The sequence below is a fragment of the Segatella sinensis genome (assembly GCF_040095255.1).
GTDB lineage: Bacteria > Bacteroidota > Bacteroidia > Bacteroidales > Bacteroidaceae > Prevotella > Prevotella sinensis.
Genome location: NZ_JBBNGE010000013.1, coordinates 30,216 through 55,933, shown reverse-complemented (window position 1 = coordinate 55,933; position 25,718 = coordinate 30,216). Strand labels below are relative to the sequence as shown.

22 protein-coding genes are annotated in these 25,718 nt (G+C 42.4%); 3 read left to right on the top strand and 19 right to left on the bottom strand.

The genetic code is table 11. From position 1 onward, the window contains the following. Positions 1–5 precede the first annotated feature (5 nt). Together bamJ and AAAT87_RS05620 are read right to left on the bottom strand one after the other, a co-directional pair. Positions 6–404 carry a BamJ family beta-barrel-assembly machinery protein gene (bamJ, locus tag AAAT87_RS05625; protein ID WP_317606529.1) on the bottom strand — a complete coding sequence of 133 codons (399 nt, stop codon included), beginning with the start codon at positions 402–404 and terminating at the stop codon, positions 6–8. Positions 405–408: 4 nt separating this feature from the next. Further along, positions 409–1,431, bottom strand: coding sequence for a family 43 glycosylhydrolase (locus tag AAAT87_RS05620; protein WP_295025307.1), 1,023 nt, complete (start codon positions 1,429–1,431; stop codon positions 409–411). 222 nt (positions 1,432–1,653) lie between these two features. Here AAAT87_RS05620 and AAAT87_RS05615 point away from each other — a divergent pair, with 222 nt between their 5' ends. Continuing rightward, positions 1,654–2,940 carry a BaiN/RdsA family NAD(P)/FAD-dependent oxidoreductase gene (locus tag AAAT87_RS05615; RefSeq protein WP_349225874.1) on the top strand — a complete coding sequence of 429 codons (1,287 nt, stop codon included), beginning with the start codon at positions 1,654–1,656 and terminating at the stop codon, positions 2,938–2,940. Position 2,941: 1 nt separating this feature from the next. On the opposite strand, the gene AAAT87_RS05610 is transcribed toward AAAT87_RS05615, so the two are convergent. The 12 genes from AAAT87_RS05610 to AAAT87_RS05555 form a co-directional block, all read right to left on the bottom strand. After that, the gene (locus AAAT87_RS05610; protein ID WP_349225873.1) at positions 2,942–3,970 is read right to left on the bottom strand and encodes an alpha/beta hydrolase; all 1,029 of its coding nucleotides are present in this window, start codon (positions 3,968–3,970) and stop codon (positions 2,942–2,944) included. 173 nt (positions 3,971–4,143) lie between these two features. Continuing rightward, the gene (locus AAAT87_RS05605) at positions 4,144–6,258 is read right to left on the bottom strand and encodes a TonB-dependent receptor domain-containing protein (RefSeq protein ID WP_349225872.1); all 2,115 of its coding nucleotides are present in this window, start codon (positions 6,256–6,258) and stop codon (positions 4,144–4,146) included. Between the two features lie 480 nt (positions 6,259–6,738). Beyond that, complete coding sequence (locus AAAT87_RS05600; protein WP_294967704.1) at positions 6,739–7,215, bottom strand: hypothetical protein; 477 nt, start codon at positions 7,213–7,215, stop codon at positions 6,739–6,741. Between the two features lie 12 nt (positions 7,216–7,227). After that, the gene (locus AAAT87_RS05595; RefSeq protein WP_218487967.1) at positions 7,228–9,426 is read right to left on the bottom strand and encodes a peptidase domain-containing ABC transporter; all 2,199 of its coding nucleotides are present in this window, start codon (positions 9,424–9,426) and stop codon (positions 7,228–7,230) included. Positions 9,427–9,544: 118 nt separating this feature from the next. Further along, on the bottom strand, positions 9,545–10,333 hold the full coding sequence (locus AAAT87_RS05590) for a hypothetical protein (RefSeq protein WP_288770562.1): 789 nt from the start codon (positions 10,331–10,333) through the stop codon (positions 9,545–9,547). A 29-nt stretch (positions 10,334–10,362) separates the two neighbouring features. After that, a complete protein-coding gene (locus tag AAAT87_RS05585) occupies positions 10,363–12,405 on the bottom strand; it encodes an outer membrane beta-barrel protein (RefSeq protein WP_287580034.1) in 2,043 nt (680 codons plus the stop codon). Positions 12,406–12,523: 118 nt separating this feature from the next. Further along, positions 12,524–12,706 (bottom strand): hypothetical protein, encoded by a 183-nt coding sequence (locus AAAT87_RS05580; protein ID WP_153140028.1) that lies wholly within the window; start codon positions 12,704–12,706, stop codon positions 12,524–12,526. A 2-nt stretch (positions 12,707–12,708) separates the two neighbouring features. Then, the gene (locus AAAT87_RS05575) at positions 12,709–14,547 is read right to left on the bottom strand and encodes a radical SAM protein (RefSeq protein ID WP_287073232.1); all 1,839 of its coding nucleotides are present in this window, start codon (positions 14,545–14,547) and stop codon (positions 12,709–12,711) included. Between the two features lie 376 nt (positions 14,548–14,923). Continuing rightward, a complete protein-coding gene (locus AAAT87_RS05570; protein ID WP_294967711.1) occupies positions 14,924–15,649 on the bottom strand; it encodes a hypothetical protein in 726 nt (241 codons plus the stop codon). A gap of 35 nt (positions 15,650–15,684) precedes the next feature. Next, positions 15,685–16,635: a relaxase/mobilization nuclease domain-containing protein gene (locus AAAT87_RS05565; RefSeq protein WP_294967713.1), complete on the bottom strand. Its 951-nt coding sequence runs from the start codon at positions 16,633–16,635 to the stop codon at positions 15,685–15,687. Then, positions 16,632–17,045, bottom strand: coding sequence for a plasmid mobilization protein (locus AAAT87_RS05560; protein ID WP_294967715.1), 414 nt, complete (start codon positions 17,043–17,045; stop codon positions 16,632–16,634). The genes AAAT87_RS05565 and AAAT87_RS05560 overlap by 4 nt, the downstream gene beginning before the upstream one ends. Before the next feature lie 184 nt (positions 17,046–17,229). Next, positions 17,230–17,709, bottom strand: a complete 480-nt coding sequence (locus AAAT87_RS05555; protein ID WP_288770417.1) for a DUF3408 domain-containing protein — start codon at positions 17,707–17,709, stop codon at positions 17,230–17,232. A 397-nt stretch (positions 17,710–18,106) separates the two neighbouring features. Here AAAT87_RS05555 and AAAT87_RS05550 point away from each other — a divergent pair, with 397 nt between their 5' ends. Next, on the top strand, positions 18,107–18,418 hold the full coding sequence (locus AAAT87_RS05550; RefSeq protein ID WP_008656559.1) for a helix-turn-helix domain-containing protein: 312 nt from the start codon (positions 18,107–18,109) through the stop codon (positions 18,416–18,418). Between the two features lie 82 nt (positions 18,419–18,500). After that, positions 18,501–18,809 carry a helix-turn-helix domain-containing protein gene (locus AAAT87_RS05545; RefSeq protein ID WP_008628594.1) on the top strand — a complete coding sequence of 103 codons (309 nt, stop codon included), beginning with the start codon at positions 18,501–18,503 and terminating at the stop codon, positions 18,807–18,809. 232 nt (positions 18,810–19,041) lie between these two features. On the opposite strand, the gene AAAT87_RS05540 is transcribed toward AAAT87_RS05545, so the two are convergent. From AAAT87_RS05540 to AAAT87_RS05520, 5 genes are all read right to left on the bottom strand, one after another. Continuing rightward, complete coding sequence (locus AAAT87_RS05540; RefSeq protein ID WP_288770415.1) at positions 19,042–19,404, bottom strand: virulence RhuM family protein; 363 nt, start codon at positions 19,402–19,404, stop codon at positions 19,042–19,044. Then, a complete protein-coding gene (locus AAAT87_RS05535) occupies positions 19,401–20,612 on the bottom strand; it encodes a site-specific integrase (protein WP_294967719.1) in 1,212 nt (403 codons plus the stop codon). Before AAAT87_RS05535 ends, AAAT87_RS05540 begins: the two co-directional genes overlap by 4 nt. Before the next feature lie 64 nt (positions 20,613–20,676). Further along, positions 20,677–21,909 carry a phage integrase SAM-like domain-containing protein gene (locus tag AAAT87_RS05530; RefSeq protein WP_294967721.1) on the bottom strand — a complete coding sequence of 411 codons (1,233 nt, stop codon included), beginning with the start codon at positions 21,907–21,909 and terminating at the stop codon, positions 20,677–20,679. A gap of 444 nt (positions 21,910–22,353) precedes the next feature. Beyond that, a complete protein-coding gene (locus AAAT87_RS05525) occupies positions 22,354–24,924 on the bottom strand; it encodes an outer membrane beta-barrel family protein (RefSeq protein ID WP_349225871.1) in 2,571 nt (856 codons plus the stop codon). 1 nt (position 24,925) lies between these two features. Beyond that, positions 24,926–25,708, bottom strand: coding sequence for a DUF4974 domain-containing protein (locus AAAT87_RS05520; RefSeq protein WP_349225870.1), 783 nt, complete (start codon positions 25,706–25,708; stop codon positions 24,926–24,928). Between the last annotated feature and the right edge of the window lie 10 nt (positions 25,709–25,718).

The following is a 25,718-nucleotide window of genomic DNA, read 5'->3' as shown; positions in this document are numbered from 1 at the left end:
CCGGGTTATCCCACTCCCAGCAGTTCTACTTCGAATATCAGGGTAGAGCCGCCTGGGATGCCCGGCTGCGAGAACTTGCCGTAGCCCATCTCGGCTGGGATGTAAAGTTCCCACTGGTCACCCACGTGCATCTGCTGCATGGCAATAATCCAGCCATCTATCAGGTCGCTCAATCGCATGGCGAATGGCGTGCCGCCACGGCTGGAATCAAACTTCTTGCCATTGATGGTCCAACCGGTGTAATGGGCCGTCACGATGCTGCGTCGGCTAGGCTGTGCTCCCTTCGGGTCGCCCTGCTTCAACACCTTATAATATATACCACGAGGCAGCGCCATAACGCCCTCCTCCTTTGCCTTTTCCTCCAGCCAACGCTTGTTGGCCTCAACATATTCTCTTTTTGCCATAAATCTATTTTGTTTTATATTCACCTTCCACTTTGAGCTTATCTCCATCCAGGTTTACCTTGAAGAGATGAGGTACACGGATATATCTGCCCTGACTATCCACATAATGACTGTGTACAGACATCAGCCACTGCCCCTCAAAAGTTTGAAACAGCATACTATGACCGAAGTTAGGAGGAGTTATAGGTTCCTTCTCCTGAATCCACGGACCATCCAGGGTTCCACTCTTGGAATAAGCAACACCCTGGGTATAAACATTATATACCCATGAAGTCCAGAGCATACCCAGTTTTCCCGTCTTGGTACGGAAGAGCCAAGGACCATCCGTCACCTTGTTGGGAACAATCTCGCCCTTTTCATTTTTCTCCTTACTCCAAGGACTGTCAGAAGCACGGAACAGGATCTTGCCCTTGCCGATGGTACCACTTAAGTCAGACTTCAATCTTATCTTCTCAATCGTACCATTCCAATTCTGCAGCCATTCACCGCAATATACCATATAAGGTTTGCCATCCTTATCAATCCAGAATGTGCCATCAAGTGTAGGCTGATTAGCAGGCAGATAGGTAGCATCACCAAATGGGCGATAAGGTCCTGCTGCCTGATCACTCACCAGAACCTGGCAGGCACGACGCTCTATCTTGTTGCCCTTCACCTCGTCTATAATGACAGCTGGATTGGTAAAGGTTGCAAAATAATAGTATTTTCCTTGATACTGATGCAGTTCTGCCGCCCAGATTGCAGGTTTCGATCCCATCCACGACTGAGGATCAATCTCTGCCACCTTCTTCGGTCCTTCCCAATACTTCAAATCCTTACTGGTCCACATCATGCCGCCTGTACCCGTCATATAATAAGTATGAGTAGCCTTATCTGCCAGGATACATGGATCACTCAGTTGGATGGAATCCAAAGGAATCTGCTGGGATACGGACAGTGCCGCTCCCTTCTCTGCTGGAACGTGGGCATTCACATTCAGGAATGTTCCACAAGCCAACCCCAGAGTCAATACTATTGATTGTTTCATATTCTGATTTGTCTTTAATGAATGAATTGTTCGTTGCAATTCAGCCGATTCTCACCAGCTTTATTTTTTGCGCCGCTAAATTACAAAGAAAAAATGAAATAGCCAAGTTTTTGAAAGAATAATTCCGGCATCAATCTTTTTTATCTTAAAAATCAGTTGTTTTATTTTGCCATGTCTTCTTTTTATGCTACCTTTGCACCCTAATCATCCAAAAAATACGATATGCCACAATCACTACATATTGCAATTATTGGTGGGGGTGCCGCAGGATTCTTTGCGGCGATAGAGGCCAAGCGCAACTTCCCTCACGCCGACATCACGATTTTCGAGAAGAATTCGAAGGTTCTCGCCAAGGTGGAAATCACGGGAGGAGGAAGATGTAATCTTACCAATTCCTTTGACGAGATTTCTGACCTGAAACAGGCGTACCCTCGCGGACATAAACTGATGAAGCGACTCTTCAAGAGATTCGACTACCAGCATGCCTTCGACTGGTTTGAGGAGAACGGCGTGCCACTGGTTACGCAGGAAGACCAGTGCGTGTTTCCGCAATCGCAGGATTCGCACAGCATCATCGACTGTCTGGTGAATACCGCCAAGCGACTGGGCGTGAAGATACAATGCAACCACCAGCTCACCGCCATCACCGAACTGGAGGATGAGCGCCTGCTCCTGGATTTCAAGGTTTCAAAAGAAAAGGGAAATCTATCGGGTGCATCTTCTGCCTCTCATCCCGTTTCCGAAATCAGGCAGATTGCCTTCCACCGGGTAGCCATTACCACAGGCGGTCATCCGAAGCAGGAAAGCTTCAAGCATCTCTCAGACCTGGGACATACGATAGAGCAGCCTATCCCATCGCTCTTCACCTTCAACATTGCCGACAAGGCTTTCAAGAATCTGATGGGCACGGTGGTTGAGCCGGTATATACCAGCATTCCGGGCACCAAGCTGAAGGCTGAGGGTCCGCTCCTCATCACCCATTGGGGCATGAGCGGTCCTGCCGTACTGAAGCTCTCATCCCATGCAGCCCGCTATCTGCACGAGAACAACTATCAGATTAAGATTTCCGTAAACTGGGTACACGAGAGCAACCGCTCGCTGGTGGAAGAGAACATCCAGGGCATCATCATCGCCAACCCACAGAAGCAGCTGGCAAGCATCCGCCCTTACAATCTCCCATCCCGCCTCTGGCTCTTCCTGATTCAGAAGATGGGATATGCGCCCGAGAAGAAATGGAGCGAAATGGGAAAGAAGGCTTGCAACCTGCTGATAGAAGCCCTCACCAACGACCTCTATCAGGTGAACGGCAAGGGAGCCTTCAAGGAGGAGTTTGTTACCTGCGGCGGCATCAGCCTCAACAACATCGACCTGCATACCCTGGAGAGTAAGGTGTGCCCTCACCTCTTCTTTGCCGGCGAAGTGCTCGACATCGATGCCATCACCGGCGGCTTCAATCTGCAGGCCGCCTGGACCACGGGGTATGTGGTGGGACAACATATCGGAGAATAGCCTATTCCTCTTTCGAAACAAAGTCTTTCACGATGCGGGTATATTCCTCGTGATGATCGCGATATGCCATAGCATGAACGGAGCCTTTGGCGATGAAGATGGCTTTTCTGCCCTTCGTCTTTGCCTCGTAAAGCGGATGAAGCATGGCGTAGGGCACGAAGGCATCCTTATCGCCATGGATAAAGAGCATCGGTTTGGTGCTCTTGCGAACCTGTTCTATCTGCTGCGCCTCGGCAAAAGACCAGCCGTAGCGATACTGGCAAAGGGCGGAAGTGGTATTCATCAGCGGGAAGGCAGGCAAGCCAAACTGGTCTTTGAGCTGAGCGGAAAACTCATCCCATACGCTGGTATAGCCGCAGTCCTCCACAAAGCACTTCACGTAATCGGGTGTCTTCTCTCCCGATACTGCCATCGTGGTTGCCGCACCCATCGAAATACCATGAATCACCTGACGGGTATTCTTCGCTCTTCGTTCTTCACCCTTCACTCTCTGTCCTTCACCCTTCACTCTAAAAATCTCATTGGCGATTTCCGACCACCTGATCACATCCCATCTATCCTTCCATCCCATCTGGATATGGTCGCCCTCGCTCTCTCCATGTCCATACAGATCTGGCAGGAGCACATTATACCCCATATCGTGATTATAGAGATAGGCAATGTGCAGCATTCCCTCGGAGCGCACTTGATAGCCATGCACCACCACGGCAGTCTTTTCCGTAGTCTTCGGTGCATAGAGATAGATGGCATGGGCCTTGTAGCCAGACGGCATCACGACAAAGGTATCCCTCACGCAATGGTGCTGATACACAGAGTCCATCCAGCCAATCATCCAGGGGCACTCTTTCTTCATTCTGTTCTTCCAGTGCTCAGACGTCATTCTCTCATCCTTCGGATAGTTGAGCGAATAATTGAGCATATAGTTGCTGGCGCCATACAGTCCCAGCACCACGAGCACCACCAAGCCCAGAACCGAAGCGATGCCTATCTTTCTCATCTTTTCCTGTTTCATCTTCATTCTTATTGCCATTACAAATATCTATTATAGAGTTTCCGCTGCAAAATTAAGGAAAAAGATGGAAATGGCAAAGAAACGGAGGGAAAAATCCTGTTAAATTGAAGCATAAAGCTGCATTTATAAGGGTATATGAACTACGACAAACAATCGATAAGCATATCCCAGAAAGGATAGAGTTTAAACAGTTACAATCTATCCATTTCCTTTTTCCCTGCCCCTTTACCTTTATATTTTGTTTTAACTGTATTAAACTTATATCTTACGATACATTCCACTGCCCTTACAATCGCAGCCTTTTCAATATAGACATTATTCATTCCGCTGAAAATGGTAAAAGTATTTTTGCGGGCAGTATTAAAGATGTCATTTGCAGACAACTTGACATTCCATTTTTCAGATAAGTCCTTAGCCAAAGAAAGATTTATCTGTCCAACACTCCCCATCTTAATATTCTCACTATTTCCCTCACTACGCCAACTGTAATTTACTGTCGCCATATAGTTGTTATGGAATTTGAAAATATTATTGAACTTAACTACAACCAAAGGATTGTCCACGTGCTTTATATCTCCTCTGTAATCAATCTTGTAAAATTGCGAGACAACACCACATGCCAATACGGGATAATAGCATTTCCAAAGGAATCCGGGCATAAAAGAAGCCATTATCTGTAAGTTAGACAGACTGTTTCTAGAATTTTCCTTTTTGAGCAAAGCAATAGTCTTCGCATCATCATAATATGTATATGATGTTATTATTTGGTTTTGCACCTTTTTATAATTAGCAGTTAATGCCAGCCAGCGATACCTCAAATTTAAAGAGATGTTGTCGCTATAGGATGGTTGCAAATACGGATTTCCACTTTGATAGAGATATTTGTTAACATAGTGAACCGTGTTGCTCAACTGAGAGTACAATGGACGATAGCATTGCTTAGAATAGCTCAGCTGCACCATAGTTTTTCCAATGGGCAGAGACAATGAAGCAGTCGGGAAAAACTTATCATAAACATGTGACTGTTCGTGATTTTTTCTGCCACCTATAAAATATTCACTGTTCACATGCTCATACCTGCCACCGATACGGAATGTTACATTGCCTAAATGCTGCATAGTTTCAACGTAATATGCCATATTCAGCTCCTGTATTTTATTGTTCTCGCCTGCCATAATGCTATTTTCACTTTCTGAATTTTCCTCACGGCTACTATTGGTGAAATCTACTCCAAAGCTAAAATTACCTTTAAGAAATGGGTGTGACGCATATAATTCCGTTGCCATTAACCTAGCATGCCCAACATCTTTTATTCCGAAATCCTGATTGATGCCGGTTTGCTCTATAACGTTTTGATTTTCACGTGTTTTTTTCCACATTAAATCAAAAGTCATTTCCAAATTCCATTTTCCCCAAACCCCATGGCAATATCCATCTAACAAATGTTCCAAATCTCTTAATTTGATATCCTTGTATGCAGAAGTTTCACTTTCAATTACATCATCAGAATATAATGATGACATAATGCTCGAATTGGTCTTTGTTGGAGCATAAGATACTTGGTAAAATGCGCCAAATGAGAGTTTTGGAGACGAGGAAAAATCAAATCCCCATTTACCATCAATCAAGTTTGAGTGCTGTGTCGATTTCATAGTCGTATTCTGCTGATGATGTGACGAGAGCCATGAATTCTGAACATTTTTGCTAGAGTTCGTATTCTTGCCTTTCTCAAATCCCAACGTTCCAAAAACATCCAAATTGTCAATTCTATAGTTCAAGTCCAAATTGTCTTTGCCATACATATAATTACGACAACCAAAAGTAGCAATGTTATCAAAGGAGAAACCATCCCCAACCTTTTTAATGGTTGTTATCTTTATGATGGAACCTACGGTTGAAGCATAACGTGAACTTGGATTCGCTATAACTGTTATCTTATCTATTTGGTTAGCCTTCAATTGCTCAACTTCTATATTATTGCGGACAATATGTCCATTGATATAGAAGACTGGTTTTCCCTTGCCAAAAACTTCAATGGAACCATTATTATTCAGTACACCAGGCAACATACCCATAATGTCTTTTGCAAAACCAAGTTTTTCCAAAACGGTACCTTTGACTTCTGTCACAAAGCCTTCGCTGTTCAACTTTGCCAAAGGGCGGGTTGCTCTAACAACAACCTCCCTTAATTGCAGAGTATCCTTTCCAAAATTTTGGTTAGCGATACCAGTCTGAGCTAAACAGATTTGAGCTAAAATCAAATGAAATATAATACTAACAAATCTTTTTACCTTAAAATCTAACATTTTCATCCGTTCCTATATCTTTTGTTTTATATATGTTTTAATTCATCATTATTCTAGTACAAAAGTACACATTATTATCCAAAGCCATTACATCTCTTCCGTTAAATTTGTATAACTGCATCAAATTACCAATTCCATCCAGTTCTTCATCCCTCCTAGCCTGAATGTATTCCCGTTTTTTGTCATACATCATCTCTTAATGTTTGTAACTCGCTCTAAATTGGACTTTGATTGAAAATCAAGAAGTTGGGCGTTTGCCTATTTTATATAGGTAACAATATGGAAACGAGCGGACTTCTGCTCGTTTCTGTATTTTGCAATATGCAAAGAACGCCTCAATTCGGGGACAAAGATACGACAATTTTCTAAATATCCCATAACTAGCAAGGAGAAATTTACGGAATTTAGAACTTTTTGAGTTAAATCTGATGCTTACCAACAATATGTATCCAAAAACAAACAGCAGTATTCGGATATAGCTTATCCGAATACCTGCTGCCATAACGTTTTGTTGCTGACGATGATTCTGACATCGGCTTTCATGTACTTTTGCAACACAGGGGACTTTTGTCCCTGTGTACTCACTGTGGCTATAGCCATAAAATAGTTACCATCTTCCCTATGTATGAGCTTGGCATTATGGCTTATGATGTTGCAGTTATAAGATGCATTGTCGTTGCCCTCGAAAGAAACATGAGCTGTCCTTGGCTCATCGAAAAGATGCAAATACTTATATGGTACAAACACTTGCACTATTCTTTGATTGATGACCTCACCATTAGCCTCTATGGATATAGGATAAGGTATCTTGTAGAAAGCAACTGCGAGAGCGAGGACTATTATGGTAATGATAACTGTCCCCAAGCTGACGAGGCGAGGAGGAACTTTACCTATTACGTTCCTCACCTTCTCGCTTCTCAACTCGATATTATCTGATTCTTTTTCTTTCTGTTCCATGTCAAAAACATTTTAGTTTCCCAATTCCAACTGATTCTTCACAAGGTTATAGTATGCCCCTCGCTTGGCGGTCAAAGACTCATGATTGCCTACCTCAACCACTTTTCCATGATCGATGACCACGATTTGGTCGGCATTCTTCACCGTGCTTAGGCGATGAGCCACAATCACAACAGTCTTACCCTTATAGAATTTATCCAAGTTCTCCACAATGCTTCTCTCATTGTTGGCATCGAGCGAGTTGGTTGCCTCGTCAAGGAAGATGTAGTCAGGATTCTTATACACCGCCCTCGCTATCAAGATGCGCTGTTTCTGTCCTTGGCTAAGTCCCACGCCATCACGCCCAATCTTGGTGTTGAATTTCAGAGGCAAAGCCATCACGTAATCCTTGATGCAAGCTATCTCAGCAGCTTTCAACAATCGCTTCTTATCTATGTCGCCATCGTCAACAGCAATGTTTCGTGCGATACTCTCCGAGAAGATAACACCATCCTGCATGACAACACCACATTGTCTGCGCCACCACTTTTTGTTGAGTTTGTTAATGTCTGTATTTCCAATGTTGATTTTTCCCTCCAAGACAGGATAGTAACCAAGCATCAAACGGATGAGGGTGGTCTTTCCACTGCCAGATGCGCCAACGATGGCTGTTACCTTACCTTGCGGAATGTGAATGTTCACATCATCTATGGTCTTGCGCAAAGCATGTGGGTCGTACTTGAACATGATGGTCTTGATGTCAATGCCATCATTCTTGTCCTCAATGGAAGTTTGCAAACCTTCCTTTCCGTTCTCATCATCCATTTGGTGAATCTCGTTGATACGCTCCAAGCTAATCTTCACATCTTGCAGAGAATAGAAGAAGTTCATCAGTTGCTCCACTGGTGAGTTGAGTTGTCCGATGATGTATTGTACGGCAAGCATCATACCGAGTGTCATTTGTCCATGAATCACGGCTGTTGCAGCCACTACCGTGATGATGATGTTCTTCACCTCATTGATGAAGATGCTTCCTGCCTCCTGAGTTTGTTGGAGCTTGAGCGATTTCATCTGCACACCGAACAAGTCTGCTTGCGTGTCCTCCCATTCCCATCTTCTACGCTGCTCACAATCCTGCAACTTGATTTCCTGCATGGAGGTGATAAATTCGTAGGTCTTGTTGTTGTTGATGGCTTGTTGCTCGAACAGTTCATAGTCGAGCACCTTTCTCCGCTTCAAGAACAATGTCATCCAGCCTCCATAGAGGATGCTTCCCAACAGAAAGATGGCAAACACCAACTTGTTGTAGAAGAACAGCACTACGGAGAACACCACGAAGGTGAGCATGGCAAAGGTGATGTTGAGCGTCTGCTGCGTGAGGAAGTTGTTCACACGGCTATGGTCGTTCATTCTCTGCATCAAGTCGCCCATGAGTTTCGTATCAAAGAAAGACATTGGCAATTTCAAAAGCTTAATGAAGAAGTTGCTCACTAGCGAAATGTTGATGCGCAGCGAAATGTGAAGCAGCAACCACCTACGGATAAAGTCGATAGCCGTTCGGCTGATAGTGAGAATCAACTGCCCCAACAGGATAAGCCAAACAAACCCTATGTTTTGATTCTTGATGCCAACATCAACTATAGATTGGGTAAGGAAAGGCAAAACAAGTAGCAAAAGGCTTCCAATCACTAATCCCAAGATGATTTGTCCGAAATACTTGCGGTATTTCTTCACATACCCAAAGAGAAACCGAAAAGATCTTTTTTCTTTGACATTCTCTTCGCACTCCATATTATAGGTAAAGAATGCAGGAGTTGTTTCCAGAAACATAGCAATGCCCTTGTCTTCACCATTGGAACTGGTGCTTATCCAATGTTGTTTGAACTCATTTAAGCTATAAGTTACCAATCCTTTTCCAGGGTCAGCCACATAGAATTTCTTTTTCCTTTTAACCTTATATAGGACAACGAAATGATTTTGATTCCAATAAAGGATGCATGGTAGTGGTTCATTACTTAGCATATCAGTAGTTGCTCTCGCACATACAGTATGCAGCCCAAGAGTATTTGCAGCCTCATTGATACCTAGCAGAGAAACCCCTTCAGTTGTGGCAAAACAAAGTTTCGACAGAGAGTCCACCGTATACTCTCTGCCTAAATATTTACATATCATTTGCAAGCAAGCTACGCCACATTGCATGGAGTCATGTTGCTTATAAAACAGAAGACTCATTTCTCAATATATGATACAAGGTAACATTTATAAATGCAGCTTTTCTTATTCGGCTAGATGTTCATTGGAAACATTTATCCTATAAGACACTATCTGACAACCTCAATTGGTTAGAATCTTACTTTCCAAATATGCCATATATTATTTGTCCCACAGGTAGTCCTATTCCTATTTTCTTCTTTCCATGTCCTACATTTATGTATGGCGTAACAATTGGTTCCATTTCATAATGGTTTTTGGGTCCCATTCGTTCAACGACTTGTCCTCCCATCTGTATTCCAAAATGCTCTGATGGGTTATAGTTAATATAACCGCCAAACCTAGAAACTTCATAATAGCCAAGCATAGAGGGTGTCATAAAATCCCCATTTGGCATTAATGGCATAACATTATTACCATAGTAATATGCAAATGCTGTAAATGAAAACGGAGACGAAAGTTGATAAGTTAATTGCCCGAAGATACCTAACTGTCTAAGCAAACTGTTATAATAACCATATTTGTTTACTATACCAGATACTTGAAAATGTAGTTTTTCTTTTCTGAAAGAAAATCCTAACATCCCCTCTTCTTTATTCATCATACCAGGATATGCAGTAACTGCAACCATCCCTGACAATGTCATGTCATGACCTTGATATATTATTCCCTGTTCGGCAGACGAACTACTATATATAGGGATTCTACAATAAGATAATAATACTAATGGATGAATTGGGGCTATGGACCACAATTTTGGACTATAGGTATTAATACTATAATTGTTATAGAGACTATCTATCTGTTCATTATGGAATTCTTGAGTAGGAATATTATTCTCTCGCATCAAAATGATTTTTCTATCTTCCGACTGTGCATGACAACTAATTGCTACAAAAAAAGTAAAAATAATTTCTATATATCTCATAATTAAACGATTTACAAGTGAAAAATATTCTATTTGCCCGTTCCAAAGCGTGATGTGTCAATGCTATAATCCTTAGGCTTAAAGCCATTGAAACGCCAAATAAAAGTCAGCTTAAGATTACTAGTCATATCAAATACCTTCATTTTGTAATCTTGCCCTTTGTCGTTGATGGTCATTGTTGGTGACCACTGATTAAATATATCATCGACTTTCAAATCAAGTTCACAGCAAAGCTTTCTACCGAATAGCCATTTAGCTCCCGCATCAGCCTTCCACATACTTGACATGTTTGCAATCCCTTGTAATGAAGGTGATATGTATGAAAAATCTACGCTCAATGAAATGGGACTATTTTTGCTAAATTTTAAAGAACTATTAAACTTGCCATAGAAAATCCATTTATCGTTATCGAAACTTATATCATGGAAATGGCTTGCTTTTTCTCTCTGATTAAAAAAATTGGCAGTGGTTGTTACATTCCAAACATCCCCAATATTGAATGGGCAGTGTAGATTGATACCTACCAAACGTTTGTAATTCATATTTATAGTCTGGTAGATTAGATTCTGCGTATTCGGAGACTGGTATGGCAACCAAACTGTTGCTTTGTCATCATATTGGAAATACAGCGTAGCTACATATTTCTGTTTAAAAATGTAATTAAACTGTGTAGAATAGTTGACATATGGCAGGAGAGATGTATTTCCTATGGACACAATATAATTGTTTATATAATTTGTTCCACCATGAAGTTCCCAATATAATGGATATATACGTTGTGAACTAAGATTGACTTGGAATATACTTTTGGGATTCTTGTGATATGTAACACCAAGTTGCGGAATAAAGCTCCAGTTGTTCTGATAATTATTGTGGCAAAATTCACCTTTGCTCGAAATATTGAATGACAGTCCCCAATCAAAAGAACGCTCCGTGCCAACATATACACTGACTACATCTTCATTTAGTGTGTTCTTGAATTTACCCATTTCTACAGATTGATATACCTGTAAACTATGGTCAATTGAGCGCTGGTATTCAACGCCATAATTTAGTTTCCATTTTTTCAACAGATGCTCTTGGTCCACATAAAGATGAAAGCGATTAATAATCTGACTATTTGTCGAATTTAACAAGTCTGTAAAATTTTGAGAAAGGAATTGTTCCCTATTTTCATTATAATAGGTATAATCACCTCCGACTGTCATACCAATAGGAGTTTCGTATCTTAATGCTATGTTGTGATAATTTATTGGTGACTCAAAATTGTAGTTATTGTTAAAGCGACCAAGGGAGCCTACATATAAACTTCTTATTTTTGAATCAGATACAATTTGCCCATTATAGGTCAATTTTAATGATTTCCACCCCATTGATGTGTATATAGTATTCGCCCAGTTATTTCCAATTCGGTGCATATCATCTTCTATCATTGTATATGTTCCGTTAAGTAGATGGTTAGAAAATGTATGTTCGTGTCCCCAAGATTTAGTTCTTGACAGACCATAATTAAGGTCAAATGTCCAATCCTTAATGGCATATGTAGCAGACAAAGCTCCACCATAAGAACAATAATGAGCCTGATTATAACCTGTGCGAAGTTGCCCTTGTAATCCATCAAGTGGCTTTGGTGAATTTAAAACAACATTAATAACTGCTCCATTGACATGATACTTTGCAGGAGCAGAATACATAATTTCAACATTCTTTAAACGGTCAACAGGTGTTGTATAGAGCAACTGATAAAGATTTTGCAATGGCATATTTGTCAATTCTCCGTTAACAATAATTGTGACATTAGACGCTCCTGTCAGCCAAATCATGCCATTATTATTTGTGACACCAGGCATATATCCAAGAGCCTCCAATATATTGCTTACAGGTTTATCTTTGACAATTTCAGTTAAGTTCACAACTAAAATGCCATTTTCATCTTTTATATGAGGCTTATTGCTTTTGATGATAATCTCATTAAGTTGTTGAGTTGGTATTGTATCACAGTTGTTACTTGCACACATTTTGATACCAACAAAAACTAATATTAAAAGAAATAACAAACGAAGATGTCTCATATTACCATTTAAATAGATACAAGAATAGCCCTGTCATAACTTTAAACTGCAGTGAGTTTAATATGCAAAATGGCCGAGACTATTCTTGTCGTTTTGTTTAACCATTCTTATACCTTTTTTAAATATAGAAAGAACCGTGTACCCCGGGTTCCCCTTTGTAAGGTGCAGGAGCAACAATACTATGCTTATTAGTTTGGACATCATTGGTGAATGGCTTAACGGTCTGTCCACCTTTAAGTGAAGCAGCTTCTTGGGCAAGAATATCCAACTCCTGCACCGAGATTTTCTTAATTTCTTTCATACCTAAATTATTTTATTCGTATTTATTATGCTTACGCATTCTTCTCTGAAAATGCTATAATAAAGAAGCCCTTGACTATATAGGGCAGTTATTGTATCTTTAATATCTGTTTCCGAAGTTGCTTTAAAATGTTCTAAAATTTCTGTTATTGACCGAACTTTTTCATTACAAAACATCAATATTTTCCAATGAATACCGTTCCTTTCAAAAGATAAAGTATTAACCTCTATGTTATCTCGTCTCTCTTGATAAATTATTGTATTATTTGATAACACAATCAACTTGTATGAGAAGGTATGCACATCAAAAAAATGGTCTGTTGCAACAAAATTATTCCAAAGTGGATTTTGATATTTCCTTACCAATTGATAGATTTTAAATTCATCGTCATGACGAACATACCCCTTAGGTAGTCGTTCCATTACAGGGTCATAATACATTTCGTTCGTCTTTCCGTTTGAACATATTTCCTTATAATAGCGTGACATTTCATTAACAGCTAGCATAGACACATTATGCTTGATGTTGCCTACACTTTTATAAAACCTCATAAAATACAGATTATCAATACTTTCTAGTATATCTGCATCTGTTTCGTCTAATAAACCTCTTAGTACATTTAATCCTACTACGTTAATGTCATACTCAATTGCCCATTTAATGAACAAAAGATTGCTAGCAAAACTATTTTTCTTGTTAATCTTTACAAGTATATTGTCACTGACGGATTCGTATCCTATTTGAACATAAACGAAACCAGCCAAGGCCATTTCTTTTACTTCCGTCTTGGAAATACCTCTTGTAATAATTTCTGCCAAATTAATCTTAAAATTAGGATAATCTTGCTTTAAACCAGATAACAAGGTTAATAGGTTATGAAAACGAGAATAATCATTGCCAATAACATCATTATCAAGAAATGAAAAATTGAACACATTATATTTGGATATCAAAAAACGAATTTCGCTTATGATATCTTCTGGCGATTTTACTCGATAACGATAACCTTGATTCAAGAAACAAAATTTGCATCTATTCCAATGACATCCACGACTGCTTTCAATTGTTAAATTTATTTTATCCCTCGTTCCCTTATATACATTGAAATAATCATCGAAATCACTATTGAAGCAGTCATTTAGTGAAGGATAACTCTCAATACGTTGAAGTGACAATTCGATATTGTTATTTTTTACACGATATGCCATATGAGGAACAATCGCAGGATTATCCAAATTAAATGCCAATTTCACAAGACTAATTTCTCCTTCTCCCCATAATGCAAAATCAAATTGAGGAAAATTTTGGAGAAAAGCTTTTGCCAGATTTGGATTACCAATTCCTCCAATAGCAATCTTACAGTTTGGGTAAAGAATCTTTATTTCTTTTGCTAAAATTGAAGCAGGAATCCATTGAAAAAGATTCATAGAAAATCCCATCATAAAAGGAGTCTCTTGTAACTCAGAGCTTAAGACTTCCTTAATACGATTTTTCAATAATGACACAGCATCCCTTATATGCTTTTTAAAATCAAAAGAAGAACTAAAATAGTGTGGATTTAATGATTTTAAAATAATCTCTTGTTTTAACAAAGCATCCTTATCATTTTTCTCTATTGCGATGTAGGCATAAAATACTCCTAAATAATCAACTTCTGATATTTTGTCCATTGAAGACTCTCGCAAATAAAATCTTATAATATCCTCAAAGAGAATATTCCAATATAAGATTTTACAATTAAAGCCAGCTTTTTGTAATGCACCTTTCAGTACAGTCATGGCCGGTGAAGGCATGTCTGTACTAGCAGGAGGAAGCCAATTCAATACAATTTTTTTATTCATAATGCTATTGTTATTAACAAACAAATTAATGCCTATTATTTTACTAAAGTCTTTTTCCTATATGTTGCAATCTTTTAAAAAATGAACAACTATTACTTAAAGACTATTTCATAATGCAAATATAAGTATTTTTTCAGAGTTATCACATATTTTTTATGTTAAAGATTAATAAACATGCATATAAAAGGTGTTTTTCTAGAAATAGGCATAGAGAATGCTATTGCCTATTTCTATTATAAATTGTAGGTAGCTATTTCAATTTAATCTTTATTTTAGTAATGTTCAAAAAATAACTTGCGCAGAAAATTAACGATAGTAGTGTGCTATTCCTAAGAGTGTACGATAAAAATTGCACAAGATATTTTTTACATGTTACTTAGTGAAATCCTCGTAGGTTTTTATAAACAACGCTGTCTTTATATGTACCCATTTTTACCATTTCATAGTGACGAAGGATAGAATCCTCATAAAGAGCCACTCGATTTCGAACATCGTCAATAACATTTTCATCACGTTGCACAGAGAAATGCTTTTCTATGTAGCGAATATTCGGGTCGTCAGATGGCAATACCATTCGCAATGCTCGATACTTCAAGTCTGCCTCTTCCCAATCTTGATGCTCTCGCCATTGGGTGAGATTGCCCCAAATGGAGATAACAAGAGATAGAGCCAAGCCACCAATGAAAAGAAGAACAGACTTTGAAGTTGGCTCGAAGCGATGGGTAACAATCTTCTTCTGAGGTGCATTGCTTATGTTGTCAAGTCGCTCTTGCAGGTCTATTGATGCAGCATCTTGCTCTTGCTTCAGCTGCTTAACCGTATCAAACAAGAGCTTGCTTCGCTGTTCTCTGTTACTTGCTTCTTTCTTGGTAAGGTCGGTAAAGATACAGATAGCCTCTCTTAATCTTGCCAATTTGTCAATAGACTCCCCTTCTTTTACAGCTATAGAAAGGATGGCTTTTTCAAGCTTGCATGTATCAACACTTACAGGGACAGGAATGCTTCCAGCCTCTGCATTCTTTGGTGAAGCAGAAAGTTCATCGACTTTCTGCTCCAATCTCTCAACTGTGCCGTAGATGGCTTCCAATAGTTCTTCTTTCATATTTCTTTTGTTGTTTGAATGGTTTGTAACTTGCATCAAAGGCTAAAGCCTCTTCTGCGTTTCTTCTTTTTCTTCTTGACTGATTCATCCTCTGGGAATGGCTCAAAGGTCTGTACGTTGGCAGAAGCAAAAAGCCCAATGGAAGAAATACCATTCCAAGGATCCTGACTGCTCTCCGACATGAATGGCATCTGCTCATTCTTGTGACAGCCCTGCTCATATTGCTGAGCAGATTTGGCTCTTGCTGATAAAAGGTTCTCCGTTCCCTCAAATCTCGCATTCAGTTTGCCAAAGCTATAGTCTCGGCTAATCTGTGTACCCTTGAAGCTATATCCATCCTTGCAGAAACGGATGCCTTGAACCTTGGTTTGCTCCTTGTCCTTATATACAAGTTCCAAATGAACACCTTGTTTTGCGAGTTCATTCTTGAACTTCTGCCAACTACCTGCGGCTTTCAAGACATCCTTGACAACATTGTGAATCTCGTATTTGGCTCGCTCAGCATTGCGCAATTTGCGAGTGTTAGTCTTGCTTTTGTCCGTTCCGTAAGTCAGCCCATACTTGGATTTTAGACTCTTGGTCACTTGCTCATTACGCCTGTAATCATTCCTATCTGATATGAGTTTGCCCTCGTTATTAATGCGGTTGTACACGATATGACAATGTGGATTGTCCGTATTGTGATGCCTTACGATGATGAATTGTGTATCGGTGATGCACATCATCTGCATATATTCAAGGGCAATCTTAGTCATAAACTCATCCGTCAAACGTGGCTTGTCCTCTGGTTTGAAGCTCAATGCAATGTGTCCCACAGGCTTCTTAATCCTTGGATTTAGCTGCCTCTGTAGCTCGAAACTTTGCGTTATCTCGGCATTCGTACCGAGTAACACACCATCCGAGGCGATGATTTTCGCCTCGTCCTTGCCTGTAACATAGCGGATGCAACCACCAAATGAGCTGCCCTTCTTTAGCTTGCCTATCATGTAGCATCCTCCTTTCTGCCTATTCCGCATGGCTTCGATTTTGGACTTGCTTGGCGATACTCGCCAAGGATGGCTTTCAATCTTCTCAACAAGTCCACCACATACACATGGGTTTCGTGGAAACCTCTCTGATGCGACAGCTTGGTAAGTTGGTTGAGGTTGTTCGCCATGCCAATGAGATTCTTAGCGATGGCTATCGTCTCAGCGTTGTGTCCGCTGACCACCTCGCCGTTCAAGGCGGACTCACGGATGTACTCCGCCAACTTGCGGTTGGCTTTTCTCGCCCTCAGTCTCAATGCCTCGTAGCTTGGCTTTGAGAACTTCACCGTGACAGACTTCGACAATTTGCGAACCCTGCCTGCGGGCGGTCTTCCGCCCTTTCTCTTGTCCTGTTCCTGTATGCTTGTCATTCGATATACTGTTTACAGTTGGTACACTCACTTTCTGCGACCGTCGGGAGCAAAATTTCTCCGCCCTCATGGTGGAGCGAGGCGTTTTGGGGTTTCCAAAACATAACCTCGCTCCCTCTCAGAACACGTTAGTTGGAACTACAGCCTTTCAGCTATCCACGTCCAAGGTCGCAGACCTTAATTCTCACAATTTGCGCCAAGCCTCGAAGTCCTCTTCATAAAGGCTTAGGTGGTGGCGCACGATGTTCTCGATGATGCCCGATACGCTCATGCGTCTCCCTCCGAGGATGCGGACGACACGATCAAGACGGTCTCGTACATCGGAACTGACGAAGACTGGCTTGCGGTCGTCAATCCTTGGAACTTGGAGGAAGGTCTGCTGATACTCCTCCAATGTCGCCTTGCGCTGCTTGCCACTGATGCGCTTCTGCGGATTCGGTGGCGATTGAACCTCGTTCGTCAGCTCGTCCTCCATGTTGGAGGTTGTTGCAGCCACATCCTCTGTCACAACTTCTAAATCGGAGTTCTCCACCTCTTCAAAGAAAGAGCTATGTTTTTGGGCATAGTCTTTACCATAAGTGGATGATTGAAGCGAAGCCACCACCTCCTGTGTCATTTTCTCCTGCTGTTCAGGAAACATTTTCGTTTCTTTTGTTCTTGCCATAGCTTAACTTGTTTAAATTGTTGGTATAGTGGTCACGGTTTGCACCATTGACCGATTGTCGGATGCAAAGTAAGTGTACTGAGTGCAGCCATGCAACTGATTGGGTGTAACGTGGCAATTTAGTTGTGGCTTGCTTATTTGCATACCGAGATAGTTGTGAGAACTTCAACGTATTTCTCAACTCATCATTGTTCATGTATCCGTTGCAGTCGTGCAAGTTTTTCTTGTTGTTTTTGGCGTTGAAGTCGGCAAACCCCGGCAACATACTGCCACAGAAATTGAAAACGCTTGTTTTTAGATTGCCGTGCCTTATCTTTGCACTCACAAACGTGGAGCACAGCATATGCGTGGAGCTTTGCGACATATAACATAGTATTAACTTAGAAAAAAGAAAAGTATGGGATTCATCGTATTCGAGGAAGAGGCATTCAACTATCTTGATGCCCAGTTGGAGAACTTCGTGAAGCGCATGGACAGAATCCGTGAGCGCAGTGAGGACAAGACCATGAACAAGTGGCTCGACACGCAGGACGTGTGTCAGACGCTCAACATCTGCCCACGGACAGTGCAGACGCTTCGGGACAACGGAACTTTGGCTTATACGCAAATCAGCCACAAGACCTACTACAAGCCGGAGGACGTGATGGCTATCGTAGCAGTAGTGGAGGACAAGAAAAAGGACATGCGCTTTCGCAAGCGCACAGGTTAGGCTGTCAATATACAACAGCCACTTAATCCTATGCAGCAAGTAAACCGAGTAACGTAAGTATCAATAATAAAACGAGACAACTATGAGCAATGAAGTAATGACAAGAAACAGCGAGTGGATGAACCACATCGTGAACCACCTCAACCGAATGGTTGACAATTTTGAACGTGCCGTGATGAACTACCGCCCCATGCTTGGCGGTGAGCGGTTCATGACGGACAAGGAACTTTGTGCCAGGCTGCAACTGAGCAGAAGAACCCTGCAGGACTACCGAAACAACGGTGTCATCCCGTATATCCAGCTTGGCGGAAAGATACTCTACCGCGAGTCCGACATTCAGAAGATTCTGATGGCTAACTATCGTGAGGCGTACAGAATGAAAGGTGTATAGGAGAATATCCTTGATGAGTGTGTGAAATGAACAAGGCGACAACGTATAACTTACCGAGCGTGGCTGTTATAGGTTGTCGCCTCGTTTTATTGGCTATACCGAGTTGTTCGTGTTTGCCGGGTATCATTTGTGTTACCTGTATAAATCTAATACCATGCTAAAACACACTGCGGTGGTTCGCCCAAGTGGCTGGAGGCGCAAAGCCTCCAAGGAACGTTGCTTTATGGCAGGTCTATGCCATTGCATTCTCTGTAAAGATACAGACCAGTTTAGTGCGGCTTGTCTGTCTGCCGATGACGGACTGCATGATGAACTCCCGAAAGGCTCTGCTCTCAATGCTGTCAATACGGAAGGATACCGCAATGACGAGTTCAAGACTATACACATCATAGCTGATGCGGTCGTTCTTCCTGACATGACGGCGTACACCCTGCTCTTTCAGAATGCCGTCCTTGAATACAGCCTTGACAGCCTTGCGCACATAGCAGCCGAACACATTATACATGTCGGCAATCTCCTGCATGGTCATCCATACAGTATCGGTCGGCATGGATACCGTTCCGCTCTCGCTGATAGTTATAACTCCTCTGTTCATTTTCCAATAGTTTTTTCGTTCGATAATCTGTTCCTTTCTCGCTTGGCAATAAGCTTATCCATGTCATTTGAAATCTTCTGCTCCGTCACCTGCGCATAGACCTGTGTGCTTGTGATGTCTGCGTGTCCCATCATCTTGGCTATGCTGCCGATGGGAATGTCCTCGTTGAGCATCAAGACTCCGAATGTATGGCGGCTGGCGTGGAATCCCAACTTATTACTTATGCCAAGCACCATTCCAAGGGTATGCACATCAAGATAGATGTCTTTCTTCTCACCCAGTGGAAAAACAGGCTTGCTGTCGTCCGTGGTATTGTAGAGCGAAAGAATCTTCTCGGCTATCGGATGGAGCGGCACGAAGAACTCCACGCCTGTCTTCTCTCTTTCCTTGCGGATGAACTTCCTACCCTCGGAGTTCTCCCCGATATGGTGAGGGTACAGTTTCTTTACATCTATATAGGATAAGGAGGTGAGCGAGGCAAAAATGAAACATCTGCGTGCAAGCTCCGTTCGCTCGTCAGCCATCGGGGTAGAGAGCATCTTGATGAAGTCTGCCTTGCTGATATGGGTCATCTTCGGGGCTGCCTTCTTCTCATACCCTATCCTGGCTATGGGATTGAAGCGGATAATGCTCCTGTCCACTGCCTTGTACATCAACATGTTCAGCCAGAGAAGGCAATGGTTCACGTAGCTGTCGATGCGTCCCTGGTCTCGTTTCAGGAATAGCTTGTATTCCTCTCCGAAATTCTCGTCTATGTCCTCAAAGGCGATGTCGTCCTTATCCAACGAATGGACAAAGGCTCTCAGGTTCTTCTGCCATGTTCGCTTGTGCAGAAAGGTTTGTCTGGCTTTTGAGGTTCGATACCATTCCACGATGGTATCACCAAAGTTCAGCAAGAACCTTCCTGTCGTGTCCTTGTCCTTCAACACAGCCTTCAGCATTTCCACGGTGATGATGCCATTGGCGGTAAGAAGTGAGTTGTATTTATCCTTGACCTCAGCAAGGAAACTTGCCAATCGTCCGTTGTCCCTTGCGTTCCGTACCTCTCCCTTCTTGGCGTTCCACTCCTGTGGTGTACAGGATATGCCTGTGGAAATGGCTGCGCTTTTGCCGTCAACGGTGATGCGGCAAAGTATGTTGGCTGTTCCGTCTGCCTTCACCTTCTGTCTGTTGATGTAAGGCAAAATTGAAAATGTACTTCTGCTCATAGTTGTTGTCCTTATAATATAATAATGTAGTTGAAACTGTAAAAAGAAAAGTTGAAAGCCTTGTTCATAATGCGAGAACGAAGTCCTTCTCGGTTGCAGCGATGAACTTGTCCATGTCCTCAAACAGCTTCTTTTGGGTCACTCTCGCATACCGCTGCGTCATCTTCACATCCTTGTGACCGAGCATCTTGCAGATGGTCTCCATCGGCACACCAGCCTCCAGCGTAATGAGGCTGGCGAACGAGTGTCGTCCCGAATGGTAGGAATAGGTCTTGCTCGTTTCCGCCAACTTGCAGATGGTGATGAGATCGATACGAACACGATTCGTGCTCAGCAATGGGAAAAGGGTATCTCTTGCCCCGTCCTCGTATCTCGCCACCAGCTCCAACGCCTCGGGCAGGAGTTTCACCCTGGCAAGTGTTCCGGTCTTCTTGCGGTTATAGATGAGCCATTTGTCGCCATCCTCCAACACCTTGACATTGGCTTTCGTGATGGAAACGGTGTCTATGAAGGCTGTTCCTGCATAGCAGGCGAAAAGAAACAGGTCACGGCTAACGGATAGTCTCGGCTTGTCTTCGGGCAGTTCCGCATCACGGATTTTTATGAAATCAGACATGCTGAGAGCCTTGGGTGTCGTAACCTTTGGAGTGCCAACCCGATAATGGGCGAACAGCAGGTTCTTGCACAAGCCTCGCTCAAAGGCGATGCGGCACATCTTCTTGAAGAGCGACACATAGATGGTGATGGTTCCTGATGAAAAGCCTTTCTCGTCAAGCAAGTAATGGTGAAAGTCACTGATGAAAGGCTCGGTCAGCTGTCCGAAAGCCAAATCAGTCAACCTATACTTCTCCCCGATGAACTCAGCGAGATTCTTGCGAATCTTTCTGTAAGTCCAGACACTGCTCTTCGACATATCGATGCCCTCATGGGTGCTGAGTTCACTGATATGCTCGTCCACGAAGGAGAGAAGGGTGGTCTGTGTCTTGACGCTGCCCTGCAAAGCCTCCTTGACATCCTTAGCCTCGAAGTCCGTTCTCTTTTCCACAAGCACATCGAAAGCCTTTTGGATGGAAAGCAACAACTGCCCGATGTCCTTGTTGGTTTCCACGGCTTCCTTGCTCTTGCCCTCCAATCGGCTGGCACGAGGATTCCAAAGCGATGGAGTGCAAGACAACTTGCAGGAGAACTGCGCCATAGTCCTGTTCACCGTGATGCGTCCCATGATGGGAGCTTTTCCATTCTTGTCCATTCCGCTCTTTTTTAGGTAGAGCAACACCTTGAATTTTTCGATTTTCATAACGCTTACATTTTGAGTGTGCAAATATAATCATTTTGTAAGCGTTCCTTGATACGCAAAACATTGAGAATCAGCGCAATAAAATCCGTTGATGCACAAAGTTGCCTTTCCGCATTGTTACCTGCTTTGCATAGGTAACTGTGGCTCACGATTTAGTAACTGAACTACTTCAATATTCCTCACTCGCTTGCTTTATGCCGATTTGGCAACTTTGTGCAAATCTACTCATTCCCAACTGTTTACGTTCCAACCTCTCTTATTCTCCTTTGGCTGCTTTAGAGCTTTATGTTAAAAAACCTAACTCATAGAGTTAACATCCAAATGTCATAGAGTTACGGGGAGAAAAGCTATAGGAAACAAAGCTGAAAAAGCCTGATTTTGACTCCAAAACCACAGAAAAAAATAACACGGACAAATTGAATTTGTCCGTGTTTTAAAAATGAGCTATAATCTGCTCTTTTCTGCATTACCAGCACCCGTACCCTTATACTTGCTCTTGGTGGCATTGAAGTTATAAGTTACATTGACCAAGAACATGCGGGTATTATCTATACCGGTTCTGGTGAAGTGCGCATACGAATTATTATATTGCCAACTCTGATTCTGACCATGAAGCAAATCCTCTGCTTCCAATCTCACAACCAGTCGGTTGTTCAGGAACGACTTGGAAATAGACGCATCCAGGGAATTCCATGCATAGTTGACACCCAATTCGCGATAATTACGCGACTGGTAAGCGTATTCCAATCTAGCCTTCCAATGATGTGGCAATACCCAGGTATTCTCCAAATCCAGATAGAGAAAAGGACGATTGGCATTATAGTCGCTGACGTATTTGCTGGCATCAAAGAACTGATTGACCAGACCTACCGTATAGTCAAGATGCCATAAGCCTATCACCGGAGTAGCCTCAAGATAGAACTTCAGGTTCTGAATCTTATCTACATTCTCGTAATATGACAGGGCTATATCCTTATTGCCCTGGAACGGCTTCATCATATATACCGAAGCTTTCTTGTTGTAAATATATTCTGCAGAGAAACTCAACCAGGAATATTGCGCATCCCATTCCAGATGATAGGCATCCGTTGGTCGCAAGTTCGGATTACCGCTTTCATAGGTATGACGACTCGTATATCGGGTATAACCGGAAAGACGGAAGTAACTTGGTCGATAGGTCTTCGCCGTGAAACTCAATGAAGAATGCCACTTGCCCTTGTCATATCCCAAGGATACATTAGGAAATACATTATCATACTTTCTGCTCATATCCGGGTTGAGCACTCCTTCGGCATAATAGTCTGATTTTACATACTCATATCTCACACCGGCATTCAGAGAATAATCACCCAACGACCATGCAGCCTCAGCAAAGGTGGCAATGTTCTGTTCCTTGATTCTGGAATCATTGGATGCAGCCACACCACCCTCGTTCTGGTTGTTGGTATGACTATCAGAATTTGTGTATTCCGAACCAAAGTCTATGTTCAATTGGTCGGTCAAAGGATAAGAAACAACCAATTTACCGGCAAGCAACTTTCCTTTGGTATGGCTATCTGAACATACAATCTGGTCGCCCAACTCAGAACTGGTTTCGGTGGCTTTCTGTATCTGGTCTTTCGTCCGCCACAACGCTGATGCATTCAGGTCTATACTCCACTTGCCTATCTTACCATCATAATAAAAGTCAGCCTGATGAATAGGAGTCTGCTTAGAATCTGACTCATCGTTGAGATAATTTACATCTCCCTGGTGAACTCCATCCTGAAAGATGGAATAGTTATTCTGATCAGTAAAATACTTGGTATAGCCAGAACCAAACTTATATTTCAGACCGATGGTATGATTTTCGTTGAATTCATAATTGAAACCCAGATTGGCATCAGGTCCATAATCTCTAGCATCTATGCGCCCTATTGATTTTTGATATATCTGATGCTGATTACCATTGATATATTCATCCAATCCCAACTTATCATAGAAATACGAATCTGACCACATCAATCCACCGAATACATCCAGTCCACCCACACGGTAATTGAGATTAGCCTGCTCTTGCCAGGTATTCTTCATGGCAAAACCATATTTTGCCTGGAAATTACCACTCCATCCATAACCTTGCTTCTTGACCGTGGTTATACGAATCACCGAATTGACCTGGGCATCATACTGCGCACCAGGAGTCGTGATAACCGTCACGTTCTTCACATCCTTGGAAGATATGGTTTGCAATTCATTTTTGTCGGTCAGCTTTCTGCCATTGACATAAATCTCCGGTGTGCCTTTTCCAAACACCGAACAGTTTCCATCCTTATCCACACGCACTCTTGGAACCTGCTTCAACAAGTCGGCAACCATACCCGCATCACTCAGTATTGTACCCTGCACCTGGGTCTGAAATCCCTCGCAAGTTAGTTTTGTCTTGGGGCGAACCGCCTTCACTATCACCTTCTGCAGGTTCATCGTTGCCTCCTTCAGAGTAATTGAACCTATCTTACCTGTATTATAAGTATCAACAGCGGTATGATAGCCCACGCAACTAACTCTTACTATCGCCTTTCTGGCTCCGCAGGGAATCACAAACTGGCCGTTCTCATTCGTCACACCGCCATTTATCAATGAAGAGTCACGAACATTCAGCAAGGCAACATTGGCGAAATCTACAGGGCGATGATGCGCATCTACAATGCGACCTATCATCTTGGTGGGAGTCTTCTGCGTACACTCCACAAAGATGTTTTCGCCATCTATCGTCATCTTCATCGGATAGAAGCCCATAATCTGGCGGATGGCATCCGGAGCTGTTCGCTTCACGATACTCGTTGTAACCGTGAAATCCTCCAGTTCATCATACATAAAGTTGATACGATAATCCTTGGTGCTCTTGGCAAGGATGGTGAGCGCTTCTGACATAGAAGTGTTGCGGAAGCTGCGGGTGATGCGTTGGGCATAGATGGTCTGAAGAGAAAGGCTCATCAGACCTGCCAGCAGCATGATATATCTTAATCTTTTCATCTTATTCCACGATTAAAGTTTGACCTTCATGACGAATATTCACTTTCTCGAAATGATTCAACAGTTCGATGATATCATCCAGACTCATGTCCTTCTCCAGTTGCAGGAAGAGACGAATGTGGCGAGCCGACTCGTTCTGATAAGTTACCTGGAGATGAAAATGCCCGGCAATAGGAGTCAGGATATTCTGAAGCTCAGCGTTTTCGTAAACCAATGGGAGCTGGGCAAGACTTGCAGAATCTGCCTTTTCTTCTATGTTGGATTTCTGAGGAGCAGAAACCTGTTGGATAGAATCCTTTCGGGATGCCACGAGTTCGGTATTGTTCTTATCAGATGGCTGATGGGAACGGGTTACCAGATGAATAGCAGCAAAGGTGATGCCGGAGACGACAAGGACGGCAGCAACGGCAGCCACCTTTCTCATCGGGCTCCAGAGAGGAAACAACTTGGCGGTTTGCTGGGTTTCTGCATTCTGACTCATCTCTTCTTTCTGCTGCTTTTCTTCTTTCAGCTTCATCTCATCTTTCAGCTTCATCTCATCTTTCAGCTTCTCCCATTCTGCATCAATCGAAGGCATCTTCATCCCTTCCTTCGGCTTGGCGAAATCCAGAGACTGTCGGGTCTCTATCAGCTGCTGATAGAGTTCATTCACTTCCTCATCGCCCAGAAGTTCATCCTTCTGGGTTTCGGAATACTTTTCGGGATGCTCCAGGAGATCGAGGAGCATATCCCATTTCTGAGAATCCATCTTCTGAGGATTTATGTCAGATAATTCATGTTTCATTTTCTTTTCC

Excerpts from the sequence above, each read along its gene's own strand:
- bamJ (WP_317606529.1), bottom strand. The coding sequence starts at position 404 with ATGGCAAAAAGAGAATATGTTGAGGCCAACAAGCGTTGGCTGGAGGAA.
- AAAT87_RS05620 (WP_295025307.1), bottom strand. The coding sequence starts at position 1,431 with ATGAAACAATCAATAGTATTGACTCTGGGGTTGGCTTGTGGAACATTC.
- AAAT87_RS05615 (WP_349225874.1), top strand. The coding sequence starts at position 1,654 with ATGCCACAATCACTACATATTGCAATTATTGGTGGGGGTGCCGCAGGA.
- AAAT87_RS05610 (WP_349225873.1), bottom strand. The coding sequence starts at position 3,970 with ATGGCAATAAGAATGAAGATGAAACAGGAAAAGATGAGAAAGATAGGC.
- AAAT87_RS05605 (WP_349225872.1), bottom strand. The coding sequence starts at position 6,258 with ATGTTAGATTTTAAGGTAAAAAGATTTGTTAGTATTATATTTCATTTG.
- AAAT87_RS05600 (WP_294967704.1), bottom strand. The coding sequence starts at position 7,215 with ATGGAACAGAAAGAAAAAGAATCAGATAATATCGAGTTGAGAAGCGAG.
- AAAT87_RS05595 (WP_218487967.1), bottom strand. The coding sequence starts at position 9,426 with ATGAGTCTTCTGTTTTATAAGCAACATGACTCCATGCAATGTGGCGTA.
- AAAT87_RS05590 (WP_288770562.1), bottom strand. The coding sequence starts at position 10,333 with ATGAGATATATAGAAATTATTTTTACTTTTTTTGTAGCAATTAGTTGT.
- AAAT87_RS05585 (WP_287580034.1), bottom strand. The coding sequence starts at position 12,405 with ATGAGACATCTTCGTTTGTTATTTCTTTTAATATTAGTTTTTGTTGGT.
- AAAT87_RS05580 (WP_153140028.1), bottom strand. The coding sequence starts at position 12,706 with ATGAAAGAAATTAAGAAAATCTCGGTGCAGGAGTTGGATATTCTTGCC.
- AAAT87_RS05575 (WP_287073232.1), bottom strand. The coding sequence starts at position 14,547 with ATGAATAAAAAAATTGTATTGAATTGGCTTCCTCCTGCTAGTACAGAC.
- AAAT87_RS05570 (WP_294967711.1), bottom strand. The coding sequence starts at position 15,649 with ATGAAAGAAGAACTATTGGAAGCCATCTACGGCACAGTTGAGAGATTG.
- AAAT87_RS05565 (WP_294967713.1), bottom strand. The coding sequence starts at position 16,635 with ATGATAGGCAAGCTAAAGAAGGGCAGCTCATTTGGTGGTTGCATCCGC.
- AAAT87_RS05560 (WP_294967715.1), bottom strand. The coding sequence starts at position 17,045 with ATGACAAGCATACAGGAACAGGACAAGAGAAAGGGCGGAAGACCGCCC.
- AAAT87_RS05555 (WP_288770417.1), bottom strand. The coding sequence starts at position 17,709 with ATGGCAAGAACAAAAGAAACGAAAATGTTTCCTGAACAGCAGGAGAAA.
- AAAT87_RS05550 (WP_008656559.1), top strand. The coding sequence starts at position 18,107 with ATGGGATTCATCGTATTCGAGGAAGAGGCATTCAACTATCTTGATGCC.
- AAAT87_RS05545 (WP_008628594.1), top strand. The coding sequence starts at position 18,501 with ATGAGCAATGAAGTAATGACAAGAAACAGCGAGTGGATGAACCACATC.
- AAAT87_RS05540 (WP_288770415.1), bottom strand. The coding sequence starts at position 19,404 with ATGAACAGAGGAGTTATAACTATCAGCGAGAGCGGAACGGTATCCATG.
- AAAT87_RS05535 (WP_294967719.1), bottom strand. The coding sequence starts at position 20,612 with ATGAGCAGAAGTACATTTTCAATTTTGCCTTACATCAACAGACAGAAG.
- AAAT87_RS05530 (WP_294967721.1), bottom strand. The coding sequence starts at position 21,909 with ATGAAAATCGAAAAATTCAAGGTGTTGCTCTACCTAAAAAAGAGCGGA.
- AAAT87_RS05525 (WP_349225871.1), bottom strand. The coding sequence starts at position 24,924 with ATGAAAAGATTAAGATATATCATGCTGCTGGCAGGTCTGATGAGCCTT.
- AAAT87_RS05520 (WP_349225870.1), bottom strand. The coding sequence starts at position 25,708 with ATGAAACATGAATTATCTGACATAAATCCTCAGAAGATGGATTCTCAG.